This window comes from Aminipila sp. (genome assembly GCF_032051575.1).
GTDB lineage: Bacteria > Bacillota > Clostridia > Peptostreptococcales > Anaerovoracaceae > Aminipila.
On the sequence record NZ_DAMBYD010000007.1, the window covers coordinates 159,553 to 182,118 of the forward strand.

General features: G+C 35.2%; 23 protein-coding genes. 9 read left to right on the forward strand and 14 right to left on the reverse strand.

Going from position 1 to position 22,566, the window contains the following annotated elements; genetic code table 11:
- Positions 1-223: 223 nt before the first annotated feature.
- From RTW14_RS11310 to lysA, 5 genes are read right to left on the reverse strand one after another with little or no spacing between them, the layout of a single operon-like run.
- Complete coding sequence (locus RTW14_RS11310) at positions 224-1,396, reverse strand: MalY/PatB family protein (protein ID WP_312651218.1); 1,173 nt, start codon at positions 1,394-1,396, stop codon at positions 224-226.
- A 13-nt stretch (positions 1,397-1,409) separates the two neighbouring features.
- Complete coding sequence (locus RTW14_RS11315; protein WP_312651221.1) at positions 1,410-2,675, reverse strand: dicarboxylate/amino acid:cation symporter; 1,266 nt, start codon at positions 2,673-2,675, stop codon at positions 1,410-1,412.
- A gap of 37 nt (positions 2,676-2,712) precedes the next feature.
- On the reverse strand, positions 2,713-3,555 hold the full coding sequence (gene dapF / locus RTW14_RS11320) for a diaminopimelate epimerase (RefSeq protein WP_312651224.1): 843 nt from the start codon (positions 3,553-3,555) through the stop codon (positions 2,713-2,715).
- Positions 3,556-3,583: 28 nt separating this feature from the next.
- Positions 3,584-4,924 carry a D-alanyl-D-alanine carboxypeptidase family protein gene (locus RTW14_RS11325; protein WP_312651227.1) on the reverse strand — a complete coding sequence of 447 codons (1,341 nt, stop codon included), beginning with the start codon at positions 4,922-4,924 and terminating at the stop codon, positions 3,584-3,586.
- Between the two features lie 60 nt (positions 4,925-4,984).
- A complete protein-coding gene (gene lysA, locus RTW14_RS11330; protein WP_312651230.1) occupies positions 4,985-6,274 on the reverse strand; it encodes a diaminopimelate decarboxylase in 1,290 nt (429 codons plus the stop codon).
- 335 nt (positions 6,275-6,609) lie between these two features.
- Between lysA and RTW14_RS11335 the strand changes: the two genes are divergently transcribed.
- Both RTW14_RS11335 and RTW14_RS11340 read left to right on the forward strand, forming a co-directional pair.
- The gene (locus tag RTW14_RS11335) at positions 6,610-8,007 is read left to right on the forward strand and encodes an MATE family efflux transporter (RefSeq protein WP_312651234.1); all 1,398 of its coding nucleotides are present in this window, start codon (positions 6,610-6,612) and stop codon (positions 8,005-8,007) included.
- Positions 8,008-8,009: 2 nt separating this feature from the next.
- Positions 8,010-8,771, forward strand: coding sequence for a serine hydrolase (locus RTW14_RS11340; RefSeq protein WP_312651238.1), 762 nt, complete (start codon positions 8,010-8,012; stop codon positions 8,769-8,771).
- A gap of 61 nt (positions 8,772-8,832) precedes the next feature.
- Here RTW14_RS11340 and alr read toward each other — a convergent pair whose 3' ends face one another.
- From alr to RTW14_RS11355, 3 genes are read right to left on the reverse strand one after another with little or no spacing between them, the layout of a single operon-like run.
- Positions 8,833-9,924, reverse strand: a complete 1,092-nt coding sequence (gene alr, locus RTW14_RS11345; RefSeq protein ID WP_312651241.1) for an alanine racemase — start codon at positions 9,922-9,924, stop codon at positions 8,833-8,835.
- Between the two features lie 36 nt (positions 9,925-9,960).
- Positions 9,961-11,160, reverse strand: a complete 1,200-nt coding sequence (locus tag RTW14_RS11350) for a M20 metallopeptidase family protein (RefSeq protein WP_312651244.1) — start codon at positions 11,158-11,160, stop codon at positions 9,961-9,963.
- Between the two features lie 11 nt (positions 11,161-11,171).
- A complete protein-coding gene (locus tag RTW14_RS11355) occupies positions 11,172-11,738 on the reverse strand; it encodes a M15 family metallopeptidase (RefSeq protein WP_312651247.1) in 567 nt (188 codons plus the stop codon).
- A gap of 142 nt (positions 11,739-11,880) precedes the next feature.
- On the opposite strand from RTW14_RS11355, the gene RTW14_RS11360 reads away from it, so the two are divergent.
- Entirely contained in the window at positions 11,881-12,831 is a 951-nt protein-coding gene (locus RTW14_RS11360; RefSeq protein ID WP_312651249.1) for a dipeptidase, read from the forward strand.
- Between the two features lie 68 nt (positions 12,832-12,899).
- Here the strand turns inward: RTW14_RS11360 and RTW14_RS11365 are convergent, their stop codons facing one another.
- Positions 12,900-13,490 carry a hypothetical protein gene (locus tag RTW14_RS11365; protein ID WP_312651252.1) on the reverse strand — a complete coding sequence of 197 codons (591 nt, stop codon included), beginning with the start codon at positions 13,488-13,490 and terminating at the stop codon, positions 12,900-12,902.
- A 333-nt stretch (positions 13,491-13,823) separates the two neighbouring features.
- Here RTW14_RS11365 and RTW14_RS11370 point away from each other — a divergent pair, with 333 nt between their 5' ends.
- From RTW14_RS11370 to RTW14_RS11380, 3 genes are read left to right on the forward strand one after another with little or no spacing between them, the layout of a single operon-like run.
- The gene (locus tag RTW14_RS11370; protein ID WP_312651255.1) at positions 13,824-14,492 is read left to right on the forward strand and encodes a nucleoside recognition domain-containing protein; all 669 of its coding nucleotides are present in this window, start codon (positions 13,824-13,826) and stop codon (positions 14,490-14,492) included.
- Positions 14,493-14,522: 30 nt separating this feature from the next.
- A complete protein-coding gene (locus RTW14_RS11375; protein ID WP_312651258.1) occupies positions 14,523-15,056 on the forward strand; it encodes a spore maturation protein in 534 nt (177 codons plus the stop codon).
- Between the two features lie 50 nt (positions 15,057-15,106).
- Positions 15,107-16,030, forward strand: coding sequence for a S66 peptidase family protein (locus RTW14_RS11380; protein ID WP_312651262.1), 924 nt, complete (start codon positions 15,107-15,109; stop codon positions 16,028-16,030).
- Between the two features lie 45 nt (positions 16,031-16,075).
- Here the strand turns inward: RTW14_RS11380 and RTW14_RS11385 are convergent, their stop codons facing one another.
- The 5 genes from RTW14_RS11385 to RTW14_RS11405 form a co-directional block, all read right to left on the reverse strand.
- The gene (locus RTW14_RS11385; RefSeq protein WP_312651265.1) at positions 16,076-17,917 is read right to left on the reverse strand and encodes a sigma-54 interaction domain-containing protein; all 1,842 of its coding nucleotides are present in this window, start codon (positions 17,915-17,917) and stop codon (positions 16,076-16,078) included.
- 53 nt (positions 17,918-17,970) lie between these two features.
- Positions 17,971-18,693, reverse strand: a complete 723-nt coding sequence (locus RTW14_RS11390; RefSeq protein ID WP_312651268.1) for an amino acid ABC transporter ATP-binding protein — start codon at positions 18,691-18,693, stop codon at positions 17,971-17,973.
- A complete protein-coding gene (locus RTW14_RS11395; RefSeq protein ID WP_312651271.1) occupies positions 18,680-19,351 on the reverse strand; it encodes an amino acid ABC transporter permease in 672 nt (223 codons plus the stop codon). Before RTW14_RS11395 ends, RTW14_RS11390 begins: the two co-directional genes overlap by 14 nt.
- 64 nt (positions 19,352-19,415) lie before the next feature.
- On the reverse strand, positions 19,416-20,174 hold the full coding sequence (locus tag RTW14_RS11400) for a basic amino acid ABC transporter substrate-binding protein (RefSeq protein WP_312651273.1): 759 nt from the start codon (positions 20,172-20,174) through the stop codon (positions 19,416-19,418).
- A 235-nt stretch (positions 20,175-20,409) separates the two neighbouring features.
- Positions 20,410-20,706: a hypothetical protein gene (locus RTW14_RS11405; RefSeq protein WP_312651276.1), complete on the reverse strand. Its 297-nt coding sequence runs from the start codon at positions 20,704-20,706 to the stop codon at positions 20,410-20,412.
- A 183-nt stretch (positions 20,707-20,889) separates the two neighbouring features.
- On the opposite strand from RTW14_RS11405, the gene RTW14_RS11410 reads away from it, so the two are divergent.
- The 3 genes from RTW14_RS11410 to RTW14_RS11420 are packed head-to-tail and all read left to right on the forward strand — an operon-like array spanning position 20,890 to position 22,566.
- Complete coding sequence (locus RTW14_RS11410) at positions 20,890-21,186, forward strand: ArsR/SmtB family transcription factor (protein ID WP_312651279.1); 297 nt, start codon at positions 20,890-20,892, stop codon at positions 21,184-21,186.
- The gene (locus RTW14_RS11415; RefSeq protein ID WP_312651281.1) at positions 21,177-22,181 is read left to right on the forward strand and encodes a permease; all 1,005 of its coding nucleotides are present in this window, start codon (positions 21,177-21,179) and stop codon (positions 22,179-22,181) included. Before RTW14_RS11410 ends, RTW14_RS11415 begins: the two co-directional genes overlap by 10 nt.
- Positions 22,182-22,215: 34 nt before the next feature.
- Positions 22,216-22,566, forward strand: coding sequence for a thioredoxin family protein (locus RTW14_RS11420; RefSeq protein ID WP_312651285.1), 351 nt, complete (start codon positions 22,216-22,218; stop codon positions 22,564-22,566).

The window sequence follows — 22,566 nt, forward strand, 5'->3', positions numbered from 1 at the left end:
TCGCATCTATAATAGTGAAATAAGCATTATCTTATCTACATAAACGCAATTGCTAAACTAAGTCGGCTAATAGTAAGAGGACCGTATTCTTTTTTAGTTCTATACAAATTTGTAAAGATTTCATGTTCATATATATTTCCTCCAAATCACATTGTACCTATGCTAACACGCTAATTTATACTTGTCAATAAAGAATATTTTTATTTTAACTCAACTTTTGCCTTTAACCTTCTGCAATGGCCCTTTTTAGCTGTTCTAACGCCTGTTTCAAAATGCTTCGTGGACATGCGGCATTTATCCTCATGTACCCTTCTAATGAACGCGCAAAGGTGTTCCCACCATTTAGTCCGAGCTTTGCTTTATTAATCATAAAGCCATTTAATTCTTGCTGCATCATATTTAATTCTCTGCAGTCAAGCCAGCCAAGATAAGTACTTTCAGGTATAGTAAACTTTATCTGTGGTATATTTTCCTTTAAATACTGATCAATAAACAACATATTTTGTTCTAAGTAAGGAATTAATTGTGATAGCCACTCCTCTCCATATTTATAGGCTGCTTCTGTGGCCACCAAACTGAAACAATTGTTTCGAAGGATATCCATTCCTTTCCATACGTAATCAAACTTATGCTTAAGCTCCTTATTAGGGAAAATGGCAACTGAAGCTTGCAATCCTGCTAAATTAAAGGTTTTAGAAGCAGCAAGGCAGGTTATAATGTGTTTTTCTGCACCTTCGCAAGCATGGACCGTTGGCGTAAATTCATTTCCCCATAAGATTAAATCGGAATGAATTTCATCAGCAATTATGATTACATTGTACTTAATACAAAGTTCAACTATATTTTTTAGTTCCTCTTTGCTCCACACTCGGCCAACAGGATTATGGGGATTACAAAATATAAACAGCTTCGGTCCCATAGCAAGCTTTGATTCTAAATCGTTAAAGTCAATGCTGTATTTACCTGCTTTTTCTATCAATGGATTTTCTATAACTCTTCTTCCCCAGTTTTCAACTACATCATAAAACTCAGAATATACAGGAGTCTGTATCAGAACACAATCAGTGCTCTCCGTTAGTTCTCTAACTAATACGGACATAGAAGGAACTACTCCTGGACTGAAACTTATCATAGATTTATCTATGAATCTATGGTTCCTTTTTAACTGCCATTGGCAAATGGCTTCATAATAAGAGTCCGGTCTGTATGTATATCCAAAGATTCCTTGTTTAGCACGTTCCTCTAAAGCATCAATAATTGGCTGTGCAGTTTTAAAATCCATGTCGGCAATCCATAGCGGCAATAAATCCTCTGTTCCAAATTTCTTTTTTCTTTCGTCATACTTAGCCGCATAATTATTACTTCGGTCAACAATTTCATCAAAATTATATTTCACTTAATTCACCCCTTTAAGCTGCTGAATCTTCTTGATTTTCATTATTATCCTTCTTTAACCAGTTTTTACCTTCCACAAGTCTTGTTACTAGCATTGAAGCTACAGAATCTCCTGTGGCATTGACCATAGTTGCAGGCGGGTCAACCAGGAATCCTATTGTTGCAATAATAGGGAATGCTTCTGGTGGAAATCCATATAAATTGACGATTAGCATTTCTCCAATTAATCCGCCTCCAGGGACGCCGGACATAACAACTCCACCTAAAACAGAAATAAGTACTGCTGTGCAGAATGTTCCAACACCTGTAAAATCTTGTCCAAAAATGCCGAATAAGAATGAAATTTTAAGGATTGAAGATAAACATGTTCCGTCCATGTGCATAGTAGCACCAATTGGTAATACAATTTCTCTGATATCCTTTGGTACACCCATTCTACCTGCAGCATTTAAGTTTACAGGAAGTGTTGCTATAGAGCTTCCTGTTGCAAATGCAGTGATTGCTGGGGGCATTATATTGCTGAAGCATCTCTTAAAACCTTCTTTTCCTCCAGCAAAGTAGGAATACGCTGCAAAAGCAATAAAGAAATACAAGAAACATACCGGATAATAAATTGCCATAGCTTTTGCATAAGCACCTAATAACTGAGGTCCAAATTCTCCGATTAAGCTTGCAAAATATGCTCCTAATCCAATTGGTGCATATAACATAATAATCCCAATCAGTTTCATAAAGACTTTTGAAAGTGCATCTAACCCTTTGGCAATCTTATTGTCCTCGCCACCAACTGTGCTTACGCAAAAACCAAACATAATTGAAAATATTATAAGTGGCAGCATGTTTGCTTTTGACATCAAACCAACAAAGTCATCTACAGTTATAGCTTTCACTACTTGGTCAGCCAATGAAAGCTTTTGAAGTTCTCCTGCTGCCTCCAGCGGAATATTTGCTCCTGCTGCTGGCGGGAATATTGTAACCACTGTAAAGATTACACAGGAAGCTATTAAGCCTGTTACGAAAAATACTAAAAACATGCTTCCTAAAATTTTCCCTAAACGTTTCATGTTTAACATGCTTCCAACCGCACTGGAAATAGTCACAAATACCATGGGTACTACTGCTGTGAACATAAGGTTAATAAAAATCTGACCAAAAGGCTTAAATATTACTGCCTTTTCACCCATAACAAGACCAATTATACTTCCTACAGCTATACCCAAAAGCAAAATAATTGGGAATCTGTAATTCTGCCAAAAACTTTTCTTCTCTACTGTTTCCATATCAGAAACTCCTTTCGCAAACAAAGTTATAATTTCCTTAGATCGTTAAATCTTCATCCATTATTTCTCCAACTGCTACGATATTTGTGTCTCCCATTAAATAAAGATTTTCTACTGTCTCTTGATTTAGCTCAACATTTACTGATAGTACTCCTCCAGGTGCATGTAAATTAACAGATTTTCCTTTTACAACCTCCCCCCTTAAAGTTAATATGATTGCAGTGGACCCCGAACCCGTGCCGCAAGCTAATGTAAAATCTTCTACACCACGTTCAAAAGTCTTAATTTTAACATCATTTTCTTTTATAATTTCATAGAAATTTACATTAGCACCTTTAGGGAATTCTTTGTAATTTCTAATTTTCCTGCCCAATTCAAACAACTTCTTTTTATCTAAATCTGCAAGACCTTCTAATTTAACAACTGCATGAGGTAATCCTGGATTTCCAAGTTCAATATACGAACATTCATATTCCATACCATCAATGCTGACGTTGCTATCCAGCTTTATAACTTCAGGATTATTTAGACGAACTTTATATTTTCTTTTATCCATTCTCCATGCTAACACATCACCCGCTAGGGTTTCAATCACCATGGATTCATCTGCAATCTTATTTTCATAAGCATATCTAGCAATACATCTTGCACCATTTCCGCACATTTCTCCAATGGTACCATCTGAATTGTAGAACCTCATTTGAAAGTCTCCGCCTTTTTCTGGTCGATCTACTACCATCAAGGCATCTCCCCCAACAGAAACTCTTCTTTCACATACTTTTTTTGCAATATCAGATAATTTTTCTATAGGAATGTTTAATTCGATATTGTTTATAATGATAAAGTCATTTCCTGCCCCCTGCATTTTGGTAAATTTCATACAAGACCTCCCTCATATACAATTATTTTTACTTATTTGAATAATATTGCTTTGCATATTGAAGTAAAATTGCTGGCTTTTCTGCACGTTCTGCACTATCTTCTGCTCCAAGCACAATCGCAATAACTCTTTCTGTTTTGTCACCCTTCTGGATTGGCATAGTTGTGATAATACAGCACCCAGCCCTATTTGTAGTTCCAGTTTTAAGACCATCCACTCCATTCAGATTGAATAACAGTCTGTTTGTATTTACGTCTTTAAAATTCAAGCTGTCTACAGAAATTTCAGTTTTGCTGGTAATATCCAATATATCAGGATATTTGTTTATAACATATCGGCTCAGCTCAAACAAATCTTTGGCGTCCATGCGATTCTGAAGTTTTGCAGCAAATAAATTTGAAGTGTATACAGGCAGTCCATGCGGATTATAAAATTCTGCACTGTCAAGTTTCAATTCCTTTGCTTTTTGATTCATAAGCTTTGTAAATGCAGCTTCTGATCCACTTAAGTGTTCTGCTAAAGCCGTTGCTGATTCATTACTCGAAACAACCAGCATCGTATTCATTAAATCACTCAATTTTACTTTTTGGCCAGCCTTCATAGGGATCACTCCATCTTCGGATGAAGAGACTGCTTCAGCAGCTTTTGATATAACCACATCGTCATCCCATGAGATTTGTTTCTTATCAATACCTTCCCTTACTAGCAGGTAAGTCATTATTTTAGTGGTACTTGCAATCGCTACCTTGTTCTCTGCATTATTTGAATAAATGATCTCACCTGTTGCTGCATTTCCAAGGACTGTGCCATGAAGGAAATCAAAATACCCACTTGCCGCAGTTTTTTGAAAATCTACATCAAAATCTTTTTTTGTATCCACTTTAATTGTATTATTTGAATCATCCAATGTTGCATTTATATTTAAAATCTGCATTAAATCTACAATCTTAAAATAAGTATTTCCTTCAATACTGTATGATGTATATTGTACCTTTTTATCATTAACATAAAGCTTTGGCACAGATGAACTTGACCACTCCACGCTTCTGTTTCCAGGCTGATTTTCACCACCTACGGCAATATACGGCTGTCCTTTTACTATCATTACTGCATTTTTGTTTTTATCATAGGTAATGTTAAACTGCTTCTCACTTCCGTTTATTGCATTTGCAAAATCTCTGATGCAAATAAAGTTATTACCTTCATATGACGCACTATAGGCTCTAAGATTTACACTTTTACCATCTACCTGTGACTTAATCATAGTAGGATTCATCATATCTGCCGCAAATACAGCAGACGTCATTCCAAAACTCATGGTAACGACAATTACCAGCGATAACATAATGCTCAAAATTCTTTTTTTCATAATGTCTCCCTCTTTTATTAAATTTTAGGAATAACTTATTATAAGAACTTTATTTAAACTCTAAAGTTCTGTATAACATTCTCTAGCAATCATATCCTCGTAACTTTGTCTTTTTATCATCTCTGCAGATTTTCCATCTTTAACAAGTACCACTCCTGGAATCGGATTTTTATTGTAGTTACTTGACATGGAATAGCCATAAGCTCCTGTAGAGAATATTGCTAAAATATCTCCGGCCTCTGCCTCTGCAAATTTGCCATCCTTAATTAAAATGTCACCCGATTCACAACATTTACCACAAACAGTAATCACTTCATCCGCTTGCTTATCCATTTTGTTGGCAATAACACCCTTGTACTCTGCCTGATATAGTGCTGGTCTTATATTATCTGTCATGCCACCATCTATGGAAACATATTTTCTAATTCCTTTAATATTCTTAATACTTCCTACTTTATATAAATTAATTCCTGCTTCAGCAACCATACTTCTGCCTGGTTCGATTACTACTGCAGGCCTTTCCATACCCATTTCATTGGAAAATTCAATTATTCTTTCCATAATTGGCTTTAAAAAATATTCGTAAGACTTCCTCTGTTCATCAGTATAAGTCACACCAAAACCGCCGCCCACATTTAATTCTGTAATGTCAAAACCAAATTTTTCTTTCGTCTTTTTTACTAGTTGTAATGTTGTCTCCAATGCAAGCAAATGAGAACGGTTATCAAATAACTGAGAACCCACATGAAAATGGATTCCTTTAAAATTTACATATGGGCTGTTAATTGCTGCTTCAATTGCAGGATAAATAACCTCTTCGTCTAGAGGGATCCCAAATTTAGAATCCTTTTTTCCAGTAGTTATATAGTCATGAGTATGACTATCAACACCTGGTGTTATTCTATAAAGTACATTCATCTTTTTATTTTTTTCTTTACAGATTTCTTCAATTAAGCTTAATTCTTGAAGGCCGTCTATGATAATTCTTCCTATTTCATAATCTACGGCTAACTCTAATTCTTCTTTAAGCTTATTGTTTCCATTAAACTCAATCTTTTCTGCTGGAAAACCAGCTTTAATCGCTGTAAACAACTCACCTCCTGAAACAACATCCATACAGAAGCCTTCTCTGTCCATAATCTTGCACATTGCTATAGACGAAAATGCTTTTGTTGCATAAGCAGCCCTAGTATTCTCATACTTATCCAAAAAACAGTTCTTTATTTCATTGCACTCCTTTAAGATGGCATTTTCTGAATACACATATAATGGTGTACCATATTTCTCCGCTAGTTCTACCGTACTACATCCATCAAAATACAACACATTTTCTTTTATTTCTGCTATCATTTTGTTCCTCCCTAAACCTCATCAATTTCTTTCTCTGTACTTAATTTACGCAATTAAGCAGTTACGACATTTTTCATATGCAATTAACTTAAGCAATTGTCATGCCAAGTTATTTTTTTAGCAATATGTAGTAATATTAGTAAGATGACTTTATATTTTTAACTCTTTTCTTATTTATCGCAGTATGGCGCCTCTCCTTTTTGTCCGAATTTCAGGAAAGAATTCCTGTTTTTAATATTCATGTGTTTAATTTCTAATATTAATGCTTTTAAAGAAATAAACTTATATTGGTATCATTCTTGCTTTATATAGACGTATACTGACGAAAGGCTTTCATGATGAATAAATTATGCTGTTTATTAAAAACCGATGAAGAATACATAAAAAGAATATTTACTATAGCTATCCCTATTATGATACAGTTGTCCATAGGTATCAGCTTAAACTTAGTGGACTCTTTAATGATTGGTCAATTAGGCACCGAACCTTTAGTTGCAGTTGGTGCAGCAAATGAAGTGTTTTATATACTTTCTATCAGTGTTTACGGTCTATGCAGTGGTTCCTGCGTATTTATAGCACAATACTGGGGGGCTGGCGATTCTATCAGAATCCGCAAAGTTATGGGGATAAATTATACTTGTGTTTGTATATTTATTACTTTCGCTTCTATCTTAATATGGATTTTTGCCCCTCATTTAATTTGGATTTTTGCAAGAGAAACCAATATAATAGAAGAAGGAACAACATACCTAAGAATTGTAGCCTGGTCTTATTTAATAACCTGCCTTGCAGATGTTATAAGCCTTTGTTCCCGCAGCGTTCAAAAACTAATGGTTACTACTATTATCTACATTTTTGCTATTTTAACAAACATAGTTTTAAACTACTGCCTTATCTACGGAAATTTTGGATTTCCAAAGATGGGAGTATCAGGTGCTGCTATAGCAACCGTTATAGCCAGAAGCTTTGAGTTCATTGGCTTTTTAATCTATATATATCATGACCGTTCACATCCTCTGGCCGCCTCATTAAAGGAATTATGCGATTTTTCTAAATCAGATGTTAAACGTGTATTAAAAATGTCTATGCCTGTAATGATTTCCGAAGGTGGTTGGAGTATTGCGAACTCTATGTATTATATCGCTTATGGGTTAATTAGTTCCCAAGCTCTTGCTGGTGCACAAATAGTGGTTATTGTAGGTAAAGTATATCAATCTTTTTTTGGAGGCTATGCAAATGCTGCTGGGGTATTAATTGGCGAAAAGCTTGGAAAAGGCAATGTAAAGGAAGCAAAAGAAGATGGTAAATTATTTATTAAAATAGTATTTATACTTGGAATCATATTCACGTTTATTATGTTCTTTAGCAGTACATTAATCGCAAACTGTTATAAGTTTAATACCGAAGTAACACTTATGATTAGCCAAAGCATTAAAGTATTTTCTCTATTTATCATGGCTAAAATGTTTGGTTATTTATTTGTCTGCGGCATTCTCAGAGGTGCAGGAGATACTGCCTTCTGTATGTTTGTAGATTTAGGAACCTCATGGATTATAGCTGTCCCTACAGTTTTTACAGCTGTATACTTTTTTAATGCAACCCTGCCCACTGCAGTAGCATGCGTTTATTGTGCAGAAATTATTAAAGCAGTTCTATGTTTCTATCGGTTTAAAAGTGGCAAGTGGATTAAACTTGCTATTGGTAATATAAGTAATAATGGAAAGGAAATATAATTATGAATAGTATTTTAAATGAAATGAACACCATGCCAGGTCATGCAGGATTTTTCTATAAAAACATGATAACTGGCGATACTCTTAGTTTTAATGAAAATGATCACTATATCCCTGCAAGTGTTATAAAGCTTCCCATCCTCATGGAAATCTTCAGATTAGCCAGTATAGGCAAAGTTGATTTAAATGCCAAGCTTTTAATAAAAGATGCAGATAAAATGCCAAGCTGTGGCGCATTAAATTCTTTCACAGGAGAAGTCCTCGTTGATATAAGAACACTTTGCAACTTAATGATTACAATCAGTGATAACACCGCAACTAACGTACTTATTTCATATTTTGGTACCACTGCTTTAAATGAGGGTTTTGCCTCCATAGGGCTTAATGAAACTCGAGTAAACAGACGACTTTTTGACGCAGAAGCTTCTAAAAGAGGCATTCAAAACGTTGTAACTCCAGCAGAAATCGGAATGCTTTTAGAAAAGCTTTACAGAAATGAATTTGTGAATGAGAAGGTTTCCGAAGAAATTAAAGAAATTCTTTTTAGACAACAGATTAAACACAAAATTAAGGAAATGCTGCCCGTAGGAACTAAAGTTGCCAGTAAAACAGGTGATGACGACAACATTTCCAATGATGTGGGAATTGTTTATGCAAAACAACCTTTTGTTGTATGCTTTATATCAAATGAAACCATTCCAAGTGTATTTAATCCATTTATTAGGAAAGCCTCTTTAGAATTATTTAATCGATGTAATCAATAATAAAAAATGGCATACTTAGAGAATTTACTCTGTATGCCATTTTTTATATATTAAAGTGTATTTATTCTATATATTCTCTCGGAGGTCTTGCTGTTATTCTTGCAACAATTTCATTTTTATTTGTTTCTGCAAGCTTTGCAGCCTCTTCAATGGTCATGGAATGGTTACTTCCATCTCCATAAATAATAGCAAGTTCTCCTTCTTTTGCTTCGGGTACTGCTGAAAGATCCACCATACATTGATCCATGCAGATTACCCCTATAATCGGGCATTTGCTTCCTTTAATGGTGACATACCCCTTATCCCTCAGATTGCGTGGATATCCATCCGCATAGCCAAAGGGAAGTGTTCCGATAGTCATATCTTTAGGGGCTTTCCAAAGATAATCGTAACCAACCCCCTCCCCTTTTGATACTTTATGTAATTGTGATATTCTAGTAACAAAAGTTAACGCCTGCCTAACGTCAACAAATCCTTTATGAAATCCCCTAAGCCCAAAGACTAATGCTCCCGGCCGAATCATGTTCATGCGGTATTCGGGATAGTCCACAGCAGAAATGCTATCTGCAATATGTTTATATTTAAAACACATACCTTGGTTCTCTAGTTCTGCTATTATGTTCAGAAACTTTGTATATTGTTTTTTATTTTCCTCATCATTGACTAATGCTAAATGAGAAAAAATTCCTTCTATCTCTATTTCACTAAATGAACAGATTTCTTTTAACTCTGCAATGCTATCAGTTCCCAGTCTATGAAAACCAGTATCCACCTTTATATGAATTTTTGCCTTTTTACCAGCCTTCTTACTTTCTTGCGATAGTATTTTTGCCTGAGACTCTGAAAAAATAGTCTGTGTAATATCCTTCTCCACCACAAAATGCAACAATCTGTCTGGAGTGTGTCCCAAAATAAATATAGGGTAATCCTTATAATTCTCTCTTAATTCTAATGCTTCGTTTAAGGTCGCTACTGCCAGGTAGGATGCACCATGTTCCATTAAAGTAGGCGCAATACCAACTGCTCCATGCCCATATCCATTCGCCTTTATAACTGGCATTACAGCAACACCATTACCAGCCATTTCACAAATTCGGTCCATATTGTAAGCAATTGTTTTTAAATCTACTTGTACTATTGTATCTCTTAACATTTCTACCTCCAACATTCCATATCACATTGATTTTCACTATTTCATTTGTTGAAAGAGCTCCAGCACTCCAAATACTTCCATAAGCATTCCTGTCCTTATGCACTCCTCGTTTGGATTAAGCAATTCACTATGGAGTGCCTGATGGGTTATTTCATTCTTGTCCAAACAGCCAATGTTAAAATATATCGCTTTTACTGCTTCTGAAAAGTATGAAAAGTCATCAGCACCAAGACTTGGTTCTTGTAAAAAGCATATTTTTTCTTTTGATAAAATTTTTTCCGCTGCCGCTTCAAGGATATCCCCTAGTTCATCATTATTTACAAGTGCAGGATAGCTATCCGTAAATTGAACCTTTGCCTTAGCTCCAAGTCCACACGCCACATTTTCAACTATTTCTTTCACTCTCTTTTTCATGAAGTTTCTTGCACCATTGTCTAATGCTCTGATTATTCCTGAAATCACAGTTTCTTTGGCTATTACATTATTTTTATTTCCTCCATGAATTTGTCCTACAGTTATAACTCCTGGATTTGTAGGTGCAAGATTTCTCGTTACTATGGTTTGAAGCATACAGACCAAACTAGAAGCTGCAACAATGGTATCCACACCATTTTCAGGATGTGCTCCATGACATGCAATGCCTTCTACTGTGATTTCAAACTCCGTAGATGCTGCATTCATTTTTCCTCTTCGAAATTGAACCATTCCTGCTTCAACCTCTGGTGTAATATGTAACCCTATAACAGCATCTACCGTTGGGTTCATTAAACATCCAGCTTCTATCATCTGCTTTGCGCCCCCAATGGTTTCTTCTGCTGGCTCAAAAAACAATTTAATATTTCCTGGAATGGTGTCTTCCATCTCTTTTAAGATTTTGGCTGTTCCTAAAAGTACAGCTGTATGGATATCATGTCCACAAGCATGCATGATACCTTTCTTCTTAGATTTAAACGGTACATCCATTTTTTCATCAATAGGAAGTGCATCCATATCAGCTCTTATGCCTATAGTAAAGAACCTTTGTCCTTCCACTGCTTTTCCTTTGCCTTTGATCATAGCAACCACGCCATGTCCTGCTATTCCTGTTTCATGATTAATTTCATATTTTGTCAAGAATTCACTTATTATTTGTGATGTCTTAACCTCCTGCTGTGAGAGTTCTGGATTAGCATGCAGTTCTCTTCTGATTCCAACAATTTCTTCAAATATTTCATCGATTCTTTCTCTTGTTCTCATAAGCTACCCCTTTATATTTCATAATCCATATATGGAACTGGCTTTATGGTTTTGTCATAAAAATGCCACCACTCACCTTCATAGGCTGTAAACCCTGCACTTTCCATTATGCTCTTCATATACTCTGCATTTTTTCGTCCCTCTTTTGAAATGTCAAGGCAAGATAATGATGCCTTGGGAGAGAAATCATCGAACTCGCACGGCATGACAAGCTCTGTTCCTCCCATATCTGTTAAGGTTATATCTACACATAATCCATTCATATGATTCGTCTTAAATTCTTTAATATTAGCCATATCGGGAGGTTTTGCCACAAAATTATTATCTGGCAGGATGCTCCAAAATTTAGCCTGGGCACTGATAGGCCTATATGCATCCCAGACTTTTACTCTATAACCATCTTTATAAAACATATTTTTTGCTTTTATTAAAAGGTTGGCTGCATTTTTATGTATATAACATTCTCCTGATTTATAAATTTTTTCTTTCGTAAAATTGTCAGTTGTTGCATATTTTAAATCTATAATGAAGTTTTCATCTAAATCCAACAATCTTACTAAATCACCTTTGCAACTCATTATACAATCCTTCTTCCTTTAATTGAACAAAATACCATTATATATTAGATTTACGCAATTATTATGCCAAATATGGTCTGTTTGGTATGGTTCTTGCTTAATTATTAGTGTATCATAATATTATTGTAAAGGAGACAGAAATATGAAAATAATTGATATGCATTGTGACACTCTCTTAGAGTGCTATAGGAACCCTAGTTATACACTTTCAACCAATTCTGGCCACATTAGTGTGGATAAACTTTTGCAAGGTAACGCCTTAGCCCAATTTTTTGCTATCTTTATATCGCCAAAAGAAAAAGCTTTAATGGCGCCCTATGATATTTTCAATAAGGTTTATGAAACCTATAAAACACAGTTAGAGCTAAATTCCAATTACATAAGACCTGCTTTTTGTGCGGAAGATATTTTATCTAATGCTGAAGATTCCAAGATTTCCTCCATTTTATCTATAGAAGATGGTGTTATTCTGGAAGATAAAATTGAAAGAGTCCAAGAGGTTTTTGATAAAGGAGTCAGACTGATCACTTTAACCTGGAATTTTGAAAACACCATAGGATTCCCTTCAAGTGATGACCCTGTTGAGCATAACCGTGGACTAAAGCCTTTCGGTATTGATGTAGTTGAAGAAATGAATCGTTTAGGTATTCTCATAGATGTTTCTCACCTTTCTGAAGGTGGTTTTTATGATGTAGCAAAATATAGCAAAAAGCCTTTTGTTGCTTCACACTCCTGCGCGAGAGCTTTATGCAACCATAGAAGGAACTTAACGGATAATCAATTAAAAGCTTTAGGAACCCAAGGAGGAATGGCAGGCGTAAACTTCTATTCCGCTTTTCTTAAAGAAGATTCAGAATACGCTACCATTGACCAAATTGTTGAACATGTCAGATACATGGTAGATAAAGCTGGTATAGAGTCTGTTGGACTGGGCTCTGATTTTGACGGTATCGACTGTGAATTAGAATTTAAAGATTATGCAAGTTATCCTCTGCTTTTATCTGCTTTATCAAAACACTTTACAGATGATCAATTGGATAAGATTTGTAATGGAAATGCACTTCGAATTTTAAAAGAAAATTTAGGTAAATAACTCTTTTTATGTTTAAGAGGCTGTTGTAAAAATTACAACAGCCTTTTTTATGTATTCTTACCACTAGGTTAATGGCTTTTAAAAATTGCTACAACTAATGCTAAAGTCTGTGTTTCAGAGCCCAATGCTAATAACGCCAGACAAGTATATAAGACAGATACCCATTTCCATCTCTTACCGTGTCCAGGAAGAATAGTAAATTCCTTCTCTATTTTTATATTTTTCTGTTTTAATACCTTATAAAAGTTATCAACACCCACAGGAGATATTACTCCAAATCTAAAGAACGGTAGATAAAAAGCAGATTTATCATTTGAATCCTCATATAAATAAATTCCCTTTTTAACAAGATGTGCTCTTTCCACATTATTTAAATTAATTGTTACTTCTTTTCTCAACAGTTTATTATAATACGTGGCATTGTTCTCATCAAACATGGTGAAAAAGAATTTGTAGGCTATGAAAAAGAATACACATATGCATAAATATACCAAATATAATATTAATGTGGCTTGTATATTAATCTCCCCCGCGTAATCATTTATGTTATAAGTCATCACCTGTACAAATAAAATAAATCGAGTTACAATTAAGAGGCTTAATATCAAGATAAATACTTGTTTGGACATCGCTGAATAGTAATACTTTATTTTTTCCATTTTATATAACTCCCTTCTAGCTTTCAAGGACAAGTATATGACAACATATTACATAAAATCAATAATTAATTTTTATAATGTTTTTAATAATGAATACCGCGTTAATGTTTTGTCCTATTTTTAGGAATCGTGTCCTGTTATTAGCACTTTTTTCAGTCATGCGTTACTTATTTAATGCACTTTATTTAAATAAAGCAAACTTTTTTATAGGTTTTATTTACATTTACTAGTTTATATATTATTTTTCTATCATGGCATCATTTTTGCATATTTATTAAAGTGTGAAAATTCATTATATTTTTTTACAATTTTATTATTAGGAGGTTATTTACAATGATGAATTACATTTGGACGGGGCTTGTAGCCATCGCCGTCATCGCAGGTATTGTCACTGGGAGTATCAGTGATGTACAGGAAGCTTTATTTTCATTTGCTAATACAGCAGTAGAAATTGTATTCGGACTTATTGGCGTTATGGTATTTTTTACCGGTCTTATGTCAGTTATGGAAGCTGCCGGACTTTGCGAAAAGTTAGGTAAAATTTTGGGACCTGTTATGACTAAACTTTTTCCAGAAGTTCCAGCTAACCACCCAGCTATGAGTTCTATGGCACTTTACTTTGCTGCCAATATCTTAGGTATTGGTAATGCTGCAACACCTTTTGGTTTAAAAGCTATGGCAGATTTACAGACATTAAATAAAACGAAACATATTGCCACAGATGCTCAATGTATGCTGCTTGCAATCGCGACAACTTCCATTACATTACTTCCCGTAACTGCACTAGCACTGCGCTCTGCCGTTCAGGTAGAAGGTGCAACTGAAATTATAGGTCCTGTTATCTTAGCTACAACCATTTCCACTGCAACAGGTATTATTGCAACAATTCTTTTAGGTAAGCTGAAGAGATATAAACTAGAAACCATTATTCAAAAAGAAATAGCCGCAGGAACATTGGAAATTAATGAAAACTATATTGGCAATGATCCAATTAAGCTATAGTAACAGAGGGTAACAAGGAGGAAAATTCTTATGACAGAGGTATTAAATGCAATTTCAGCATATGCGATTCCGTTAATTTTACTAGTAATCCCAGTATATGCTCTTACAAAAGGTGTTAAAGTTTATTCAGTCTTTACAGAAGGAGCTAAAGAAGGTCTTCGTGTAGCCGTGATGATTGTTCCTTACTTAGTATGTATGCTGGCTGCTATTGGTATGTTCCGTGCATCTGGAGCTATGGATTGGCTGACAGATATTCTTAATCCAATCACAAGTTTAATCGGTCTGCCTGGTGAGGTTTTACCTATGGGCATTATGAGATCTTTCTCTGGCGGCGGTGCTGAAGGTATGATGAGTGAACTACTTTCAACTTATGGTACCCAGAGCCAGATTGGTCGAATTGCTTCAGTAGCTCTTGGTTCAACAGAAACAACATTCTATATTGTTGCTGTATACTTTGGTGCTGTAGGTATTACAAATGTTAGACATTCAATTATTGCAGGTCTTTTAGGTGACTTAGCTTCATTAATCGCTGCAACAGTTATCGTAAATGTTATGTGGTTCTAAGCATATTAATTATATTACATTACATATTTTGTTAAGAAGGAGATTTTTATATGAAATATCCTAAACAATTAAAACCATGTGCAACCATAGGACTTATTTGTCCCAGCTCTGCCATATCCAAAGAACGTGAAGCTCAATGTAAGACAGCCATAGAGCAGCTTGGTTATAAAGTCAAAACAGCAGATAATTTAACTTGTAATTATGCTGGTTATATGGCCGACGATGGCGAAACCAGGGGCAGATGGATTAATAGTATGTTTGCAGATCCTGAAGTGGATGCCATTTTCTGCGTACGAGGCGGTGATGGTGGAAGCCGGGCAATTGAATATCTTGATTTAGAATTAATAAAGAATAATCCTAAAATTTTTGTGGGATATAGTGATATTACCAGCTTTCATCTTATATTCAACCAAATATGCGACTTTGTAACGTTTCATGGTCCTATGGTTTCGTCAAATATGGTTGATGACTTTGATAATGAGTCAAAGGCAAGTTTATTTCAAGCATTGAATGCAGATGCGCCTTATGAATTTTGTAATCCTAAAGGATATGAAATAAAAGTTCTTAAAGACGGGGCAGCTGAAGGCACACTGGTAGGTGGCAATTTTGCGCTGTTAGGTGCTTCCATGGGTACTCCTTATGAAGTGGATACCAAGGACAAAATTCTGTTTATTGAAGAAGTTGGTGAAACCATGAGCCGTATTGACCGATTGGTATACCAGCTTAAAAATTCAGGCAAATTAAAATCCTGTGCTGGTATATTGCTTGGTCAGTTTACCGACTGCCCCAATAAGGATATTCCTGAATATACGGAATTAAACATATTCAGAGATGCCTTGGCAGATATAGACATTCCAGTGATGTACAACATCCAATCAGGACACGGGAATCCAAATATGACCCTGCCGCTTGGCGCTCACTGCAATATAAACACTAAAACCAAAAGTATTTGTTTTGACAATATAAAAAGATAAGAAAAGGTGCAGCATTTGAATTAAATTCAATGCTGCACCTTTTTATCACTTTATATCATATCGTTTCAATTTATCATAAAAAACAGACTTAGATATGCCTAATTCTTCAATTATTTTCTGTTTATCCCCTGAATATTCTTTTAAGGCACTTTCTAAAATTTCTTTTTCGGCCAGCTGCACTCTTTCCTTAAAATTCATTGCCATCTGTGGCTGAGCTTCTACAATGTTTATATGTTCCGGATAAATAAGATTGGAATCACATAAGGTTATTGCTCTCTCGATAACGTTCTCCAGTTCACGTACATTACCCGGCCAATTATAATGCATGATTTTGCTTAATGCCTGTCCTGAAAATAATTTAGGTTCCAGACTATAGTTATTGCAGATTTTATTTAAAATCTTATTAATAAGGACATATAAATCTGACTTTCTTTCTCTCAAAGGTGGTATACATATAGGAAACACATTGATTCTATAATATAAATCCTGCCTGAAAGTACCATTTGCTACAGCCTCCTGCAAATTTTGATTGGTTGCAGTAATGATTCTTATATCTACATGGGTGGGTTTAGTTGCACCCACTCTGTATATTACTTTATTCTGAAGCACATAGAGTAATTTAACCTGCATTTCCATAGGAAGCTCTCCTATTTCATCTAAGAAAATAGTGCCGCCATTTGCCTGTTCAAAGTAGCCCATTTTCCCAGACGGTAAAGCTCCTGTAAATGCACCTGCTACATACCCAAATAGTTCACTTTCTATAAGATTGGGGGCTATGGCGCTACAATTCACTTCAACAAAGGGTGCATTTTTATTGTACATACAATGGATTTCATAGGCTAACTGGGACTTTCCAGTTCCACTTTCTCCTGTGATAAGTACATTAAATTTTGTCTTAGAGGATTTATACGCAAAGAATTTTACTTCCCTCATAATTGAACTATTTCCTACAAAATTTTCAAAAGCATCAGTAGGTATATCCATATACAATCGATTAAAATCTTGGCTTTTTTTCTCCATTTCAATAATGATTTCGTTCCGATCCTGAAGAAGTTCTTCCATCCTGGATAAATCTCTTATTTTTAGTACAACACCATCCACTCCATTTTCATCACACACAGGATAAATAGAACAAAGTCCAGGCCTTTTGTTTAGCTCATAAACCGTGCTGCATATACCATCACATCTGCCTTCTAAAATTTCGTCCATTTTCTTAAATAAATCATTATATTCAAAAATATCCTCTATTGTAGAACCAATAACCTCCAATTCATTTCCGGGGGTTCCCTTCGATAAATACTGGCATCCCATCAGCACTTCCTTTAACGCTTCTTTTCGCACCGTATACCCTTTTTCCTGAAAGAATTTAACTTGTCCTGTTTTACCGTCAATAATAACAATATGCCCTACAGAATTTAGAAAGTTCATGTCATAATCAATATTATTTACAGAAATTCGCATTAACCCTTCTTTGGGCAGAATTACTGCTGAAATTGAAAATCCTAAATAATTTTTGCTTAGTTCGAATTGTGAGGTGATACTATTGCCACGGATATACTTATATGCAGGTTTCATCTCTGAATTCTGGTATACACCTATTGCCAGCAAAGCATCTCCAGACTTTATATCCTTATCTTTTATATTAATTAATGATAAATCCTCGGGGGTCAAATTACCGTCATCATTGCCGATGGAATTATCTGTAATAATAACGATATCCCCGTTTTCAATTTTTCCTTCCGGATGCAAAGCAGCATTTTCAAAAATAATACCCGTTATTTCCTTAGCTTTATGGTTAAATACTTGAAATCTTCTTTTTTTATCTACATAAATCAAACCTTCGTCTATACTATCAGCAATTTCATGGAATATTTCTCGTTTTTTCAATGTTTTAACCTCCACACTTATTTACTCATAGTTTACCACATAACGACTCTATATTACAAAATTTTGCTTAAAAATTCTTTAGTTCTTTCGCTTTGGGTATGATTAAAAATTTGTTCGGGAGTTCCTTGTTCCATAATGATTCCTTCATCCATAAATAATATTCTATCTGCAACCTCTCTAGCAAATCCCATTTCATGGGTCACTATGACCATAGTCATACCTTTTTCAGCTAAATCTCTCATAACCTCAAGAACTTCCCCCACCATTTCTGGATCAAGGGCCGATGTAGGTTCATCAAACAACATGACTTCAGGATGCATTGCAAGAGCTCTGGCAATTGCCACACGTTGTTTTTGTCCCCCTGAAAGAGAACTTGGGTAAACTTGAGCTTTATCTGCCAGTCCTACTCTATCAAGCAATTCCATAGCTGCCTTTTCCGAAACCTTTTTTGACATTCCCTTTACATTCATAGGGGCCAGTGTAATATTTTCAAGTGTCTTCATGTGGGGAAACAAATTAAAGTTCTGAAATACCATTCCCAGCTTTTGGCGCATTGAGTTTAAATTTACACCTTTTTTATTAATCTGCTGGCCATCTATATAAATTTCTCCACTTGTGGGTTCCTCTAACAAGTTTAAACATCTTAAGAACGTACTTTTTCCAGAACCGGAAGGGCCAATGACACAAACCACCTCACCCTCGTTAATTTTCACATCAATATTTTTTAGAACCTGTAGAGTTCCATAACTTTTAGTTAAATTGTTAACTTCTATCACTTTGTGCCATCCTCCTTTCCAAATATACTACAATTCTTGAAAGTGGAATTGTAAGACTCAAATATACAAATGCAGTTCCTAAGTAAGCTGGCCATGCCAAAAATGTTGCAGATGACCAAAGCATACTCTTTCTAGTTATTTCAGTAATAGAGATCACCGACAATACGGCACTTTCCTTGATTAATGCTATAAACTCGTTTCCTAAAGCTGGCAGAATGATTTTAAATGCCTGAGGTATGATAACAAGCTTCATAGCACTAAGCTGTGTCATTCCCAAAGATCTTGCAGCTTCCATCTGCCCCTTATCTATAGCCTGCAGACCAGAACGGATAATTTCAGCCACATAAGCTGAACTATTTATACCACATGCAAGCATACCTGCTATAACAGGATAATCCCATCTAAACATGATTCCATTTGCCTGAAGCAGCGTTGGCACTCCATTATATAATATAAGCGCCTGTACAATAAGCGGGGTTCCTCGCAAAAGTTCCACATAGACAGCCGCTGGCAGACTAATAATTTTATATTTTGAAAGTTTACACATGGCAATAAGCAACCCCAGCGCTACCCCAATGATAACTGCTGCTGCCGTTATCTGCAGTGTGACCCCTATACCACTATATGCAACCTTTATACCGGTTAAGTAATTTCCCAAAGTTATTCCTCCTATACTAAAATCAGCAAAACAGGTTTGCCATAAAGACAAACCTGCTTATCACTTATTCAAACCACTTACTATAAAGCTTATCAAACGTACCATTTTCCTTTATGTTCTTCATGCCCGTATTTATTTTATCTAGCAATTCTTTATTTCCTTTTTTAACGGCTATTCCATAAGACTCTGCATTGAGCACATCTCCTACAATTTCTACAGTTCCCGGTTTTGCAGTCATATATGCCTTTGTTACAGGGAGGTCGTTGATTAATGCATCAATAGTTCCATTCTGCAAATCCATCATAGCTACATCTAATCCATCATATATTTTAGCTTCTTTAATCTTTCCAGCCTTTTGAAGTTCATTGCACTTATCCGCACCAGTTGTACCAATCTGCCCTCCAACCTTCATATCCGGAGTTAAGTCCTTTATACTTGTTATTGTTTTATTTCCAGCCTTTACAGCAACAACCAGGCCTGAATCATAGTAAGTTTCAGAGAAATCAACCTTTTCTCTTCTAGCTGGGCTGGCATTCATTCCAGATGCAATAATATCAATATTTCCTGATTGTAAGGCTGTTATTAGCCCTCCAAAGGACATGTTTGCCCATTCAAGTTCAAAGCCTTGATCTGCTGCAATAGCCTCCATCATGTCTACGTCGAAGCCACTAAGTTCTCCTGTTTCAGTATCTGTTGTATCAAAGGGAGGAAATGTAGGTTCCATCGCTACTTTATACACCACTTTATTTTGACCGCATGCTGCGAATGCAAATACCATAACTCCCACTAAAACTACTGCCATCCATTTCTTTATATTCTTCATATTAAGTACCTCCTTATATCTAACTTATGAATAAATATTTTATATAATTAACTTTATTGCATGATTATACATGCATATTTATTCATATTCAAGTGTTATTTTGCAAATATTTAAAGTCTTAATTTTCAGAAAACGCACAAGCGTCATAGTTTTTTTACGGCAACATAAAAAGCGAGTATACATTTATGCACACTCGCTTCTAAAACATTGCTTATTTTATTAATTTCACTGTATACTATTTTATTTTTCTTAATTCTTCTGGTTCTGTAAACTCTAATGGATTCTGATCAATCCATCCTAAAGCTTCTTTTGCGCATTCCTTGTATATTTCATGCTTGCCAAGCTTTGCAAAAGTACTTTCTTTTTTAGGTATTTCTCCAAGTTCAGGAGTAAAAAGTTTATAAATTGCTGCCTGAAATTTTTCATTAAGCCTAACTATCTCAACAATAGCTTCTTTTCCGTTTTTCATCAGCACATTCATAGTCCCATCATCTAAAGTGTTGACTTTTTCAATATTGATGTAATCCTTCATGCATATCACTTTCCTTTCCCTTGTTATGTAATTATTGTAGCATAATTTTACAGAATTTTCAACCATTTCAATTTATAATTAAATTTAAAAATGCATTGACGTTTATCTATATGTTGCATATAATACATATAGATACTAATCAATATGATGGTAAAAAATATGATTTTTAAGGAGGCAAACAATATGAATACTATTGATTATGCTGTTATTTGCAAAGCCCTCGGGGATTCCAATAGACTTCAAATAGTAACAATGCTTTCAGATGGTGAGAAATGTGCCTGCAAACTACTGGAAAAATTCGAGATTACTCAGCCCACTCTATCTCATCATATGAGGATTTTATGTGAATGTGGCTTGGTTGATATGAGAAAAGATGGAAAGTGGTCACATTATACTTTAAATGCTGAAGTTTTACATTCTTTTCAAACCTTTATAAATGAATTAAATTCTTGTAAGGCAGGTATATGCACATGCGAATAATTTGGGATTTTTTTCAGAATCAAATTTTAGGAATGAAATGGCTTAATACACTTATAGGGGAAGGCCTTGCTGCTTGCGGTTTAGATTTAAATAGCAGACTTGGTGGAAGCTTACAATTCTTTATATATGATGTCGTTAAAATTTTTATATTGTTATCTATATTAATTTTCATTATTTCATATATTCAAAGTTTCTTCCCCCCAGAGAGAACTAAAAAAATTCTTAGTCACTTTCGAGGAATTACAGCAAACATACTTTCTGCATTGCTTGGAACCATAACACCTTTTTGTTCCTGCTCCTCCATTCCCCTATTTATTGGTTTTTCCAGTGCAGGACTTCCAGTTGGAGTTACCTTCTCCTTCTTGATATCTTCTCCTTTAGTAGATTTAGGAAGTCTAATCCTTTTAATGAGTATTTTTGGTGCGAAAATTGCCGTTGCTTACGTTATTGTGGGTTTAATACTTGCTGTAATTGGTGGCACACTAATTGAAAAACTGGGTATGCAGAAATATGTTGAAGACTTTATTATGACCGCAAATAGTGTTGATATAGAATCGCCGGATTTAACAAAGAAGGAACGTGCAATTTATGCAAAAGAGCAAGTGACTTCAACCGTAAAAAAAGTATTCTGGTATGTCCTCATAGGGGTAGGTATTGGTGCTTTAATCCATAACTGGATTCCTGCAGAAATAATTCAGGCGATTTTAGGTGAAAAAAATCCATTTTCCGTTGTACTCGCAACAGTGGTTGGAATTCCTATGTATGCTGATATCTTTGGAACGTTACCTATTGCAGAAGCCTTATCTTCCAAAGGGGTTGGTATTGGAACCATCCTATCTTTTATGATGGGGGTCACTGCACTATCCTTACCGTCGATGATTATGCTGCGTAAGGCTGTAAAACCAAAGCTGCTGGGTGCATTTGTCGGTATAGTAGCTGTTGGAATCATTATTATTGGATATACATTCAATGCATTCCAATTCTTATTTATTTAATAAAACTAATAATAAAATTTAGGAGGTATATATAATGGCTTTATTTAAATTGGGAAAGAAAAAAGAAACAAGTGGGTGTTGCTGTGGCGGAAATTGTAATGCTGATACTATGGCTGATGCAGAAGCTGCTAAACAAGAAGGCTCCTCTATAAAAGTACTAGGCACTGGCTGTGCTAAGTGTAATCAGCTTGAAGCAGCCACAAAGGAAGCCTTAGCACAGCTTGGCATGGATACAACTATAGATCATGTTACTGATTTTTCACAAATTGCTTCATATGGCGTCATGTCTACACCGGCCTTAGTTATTGATGGCAAGGTTGTTTCCTACGGCAAAGTATTAAAAACGGAAGAAGTAGTGAAAATCCTTGAAAAGATAAAAGGATAA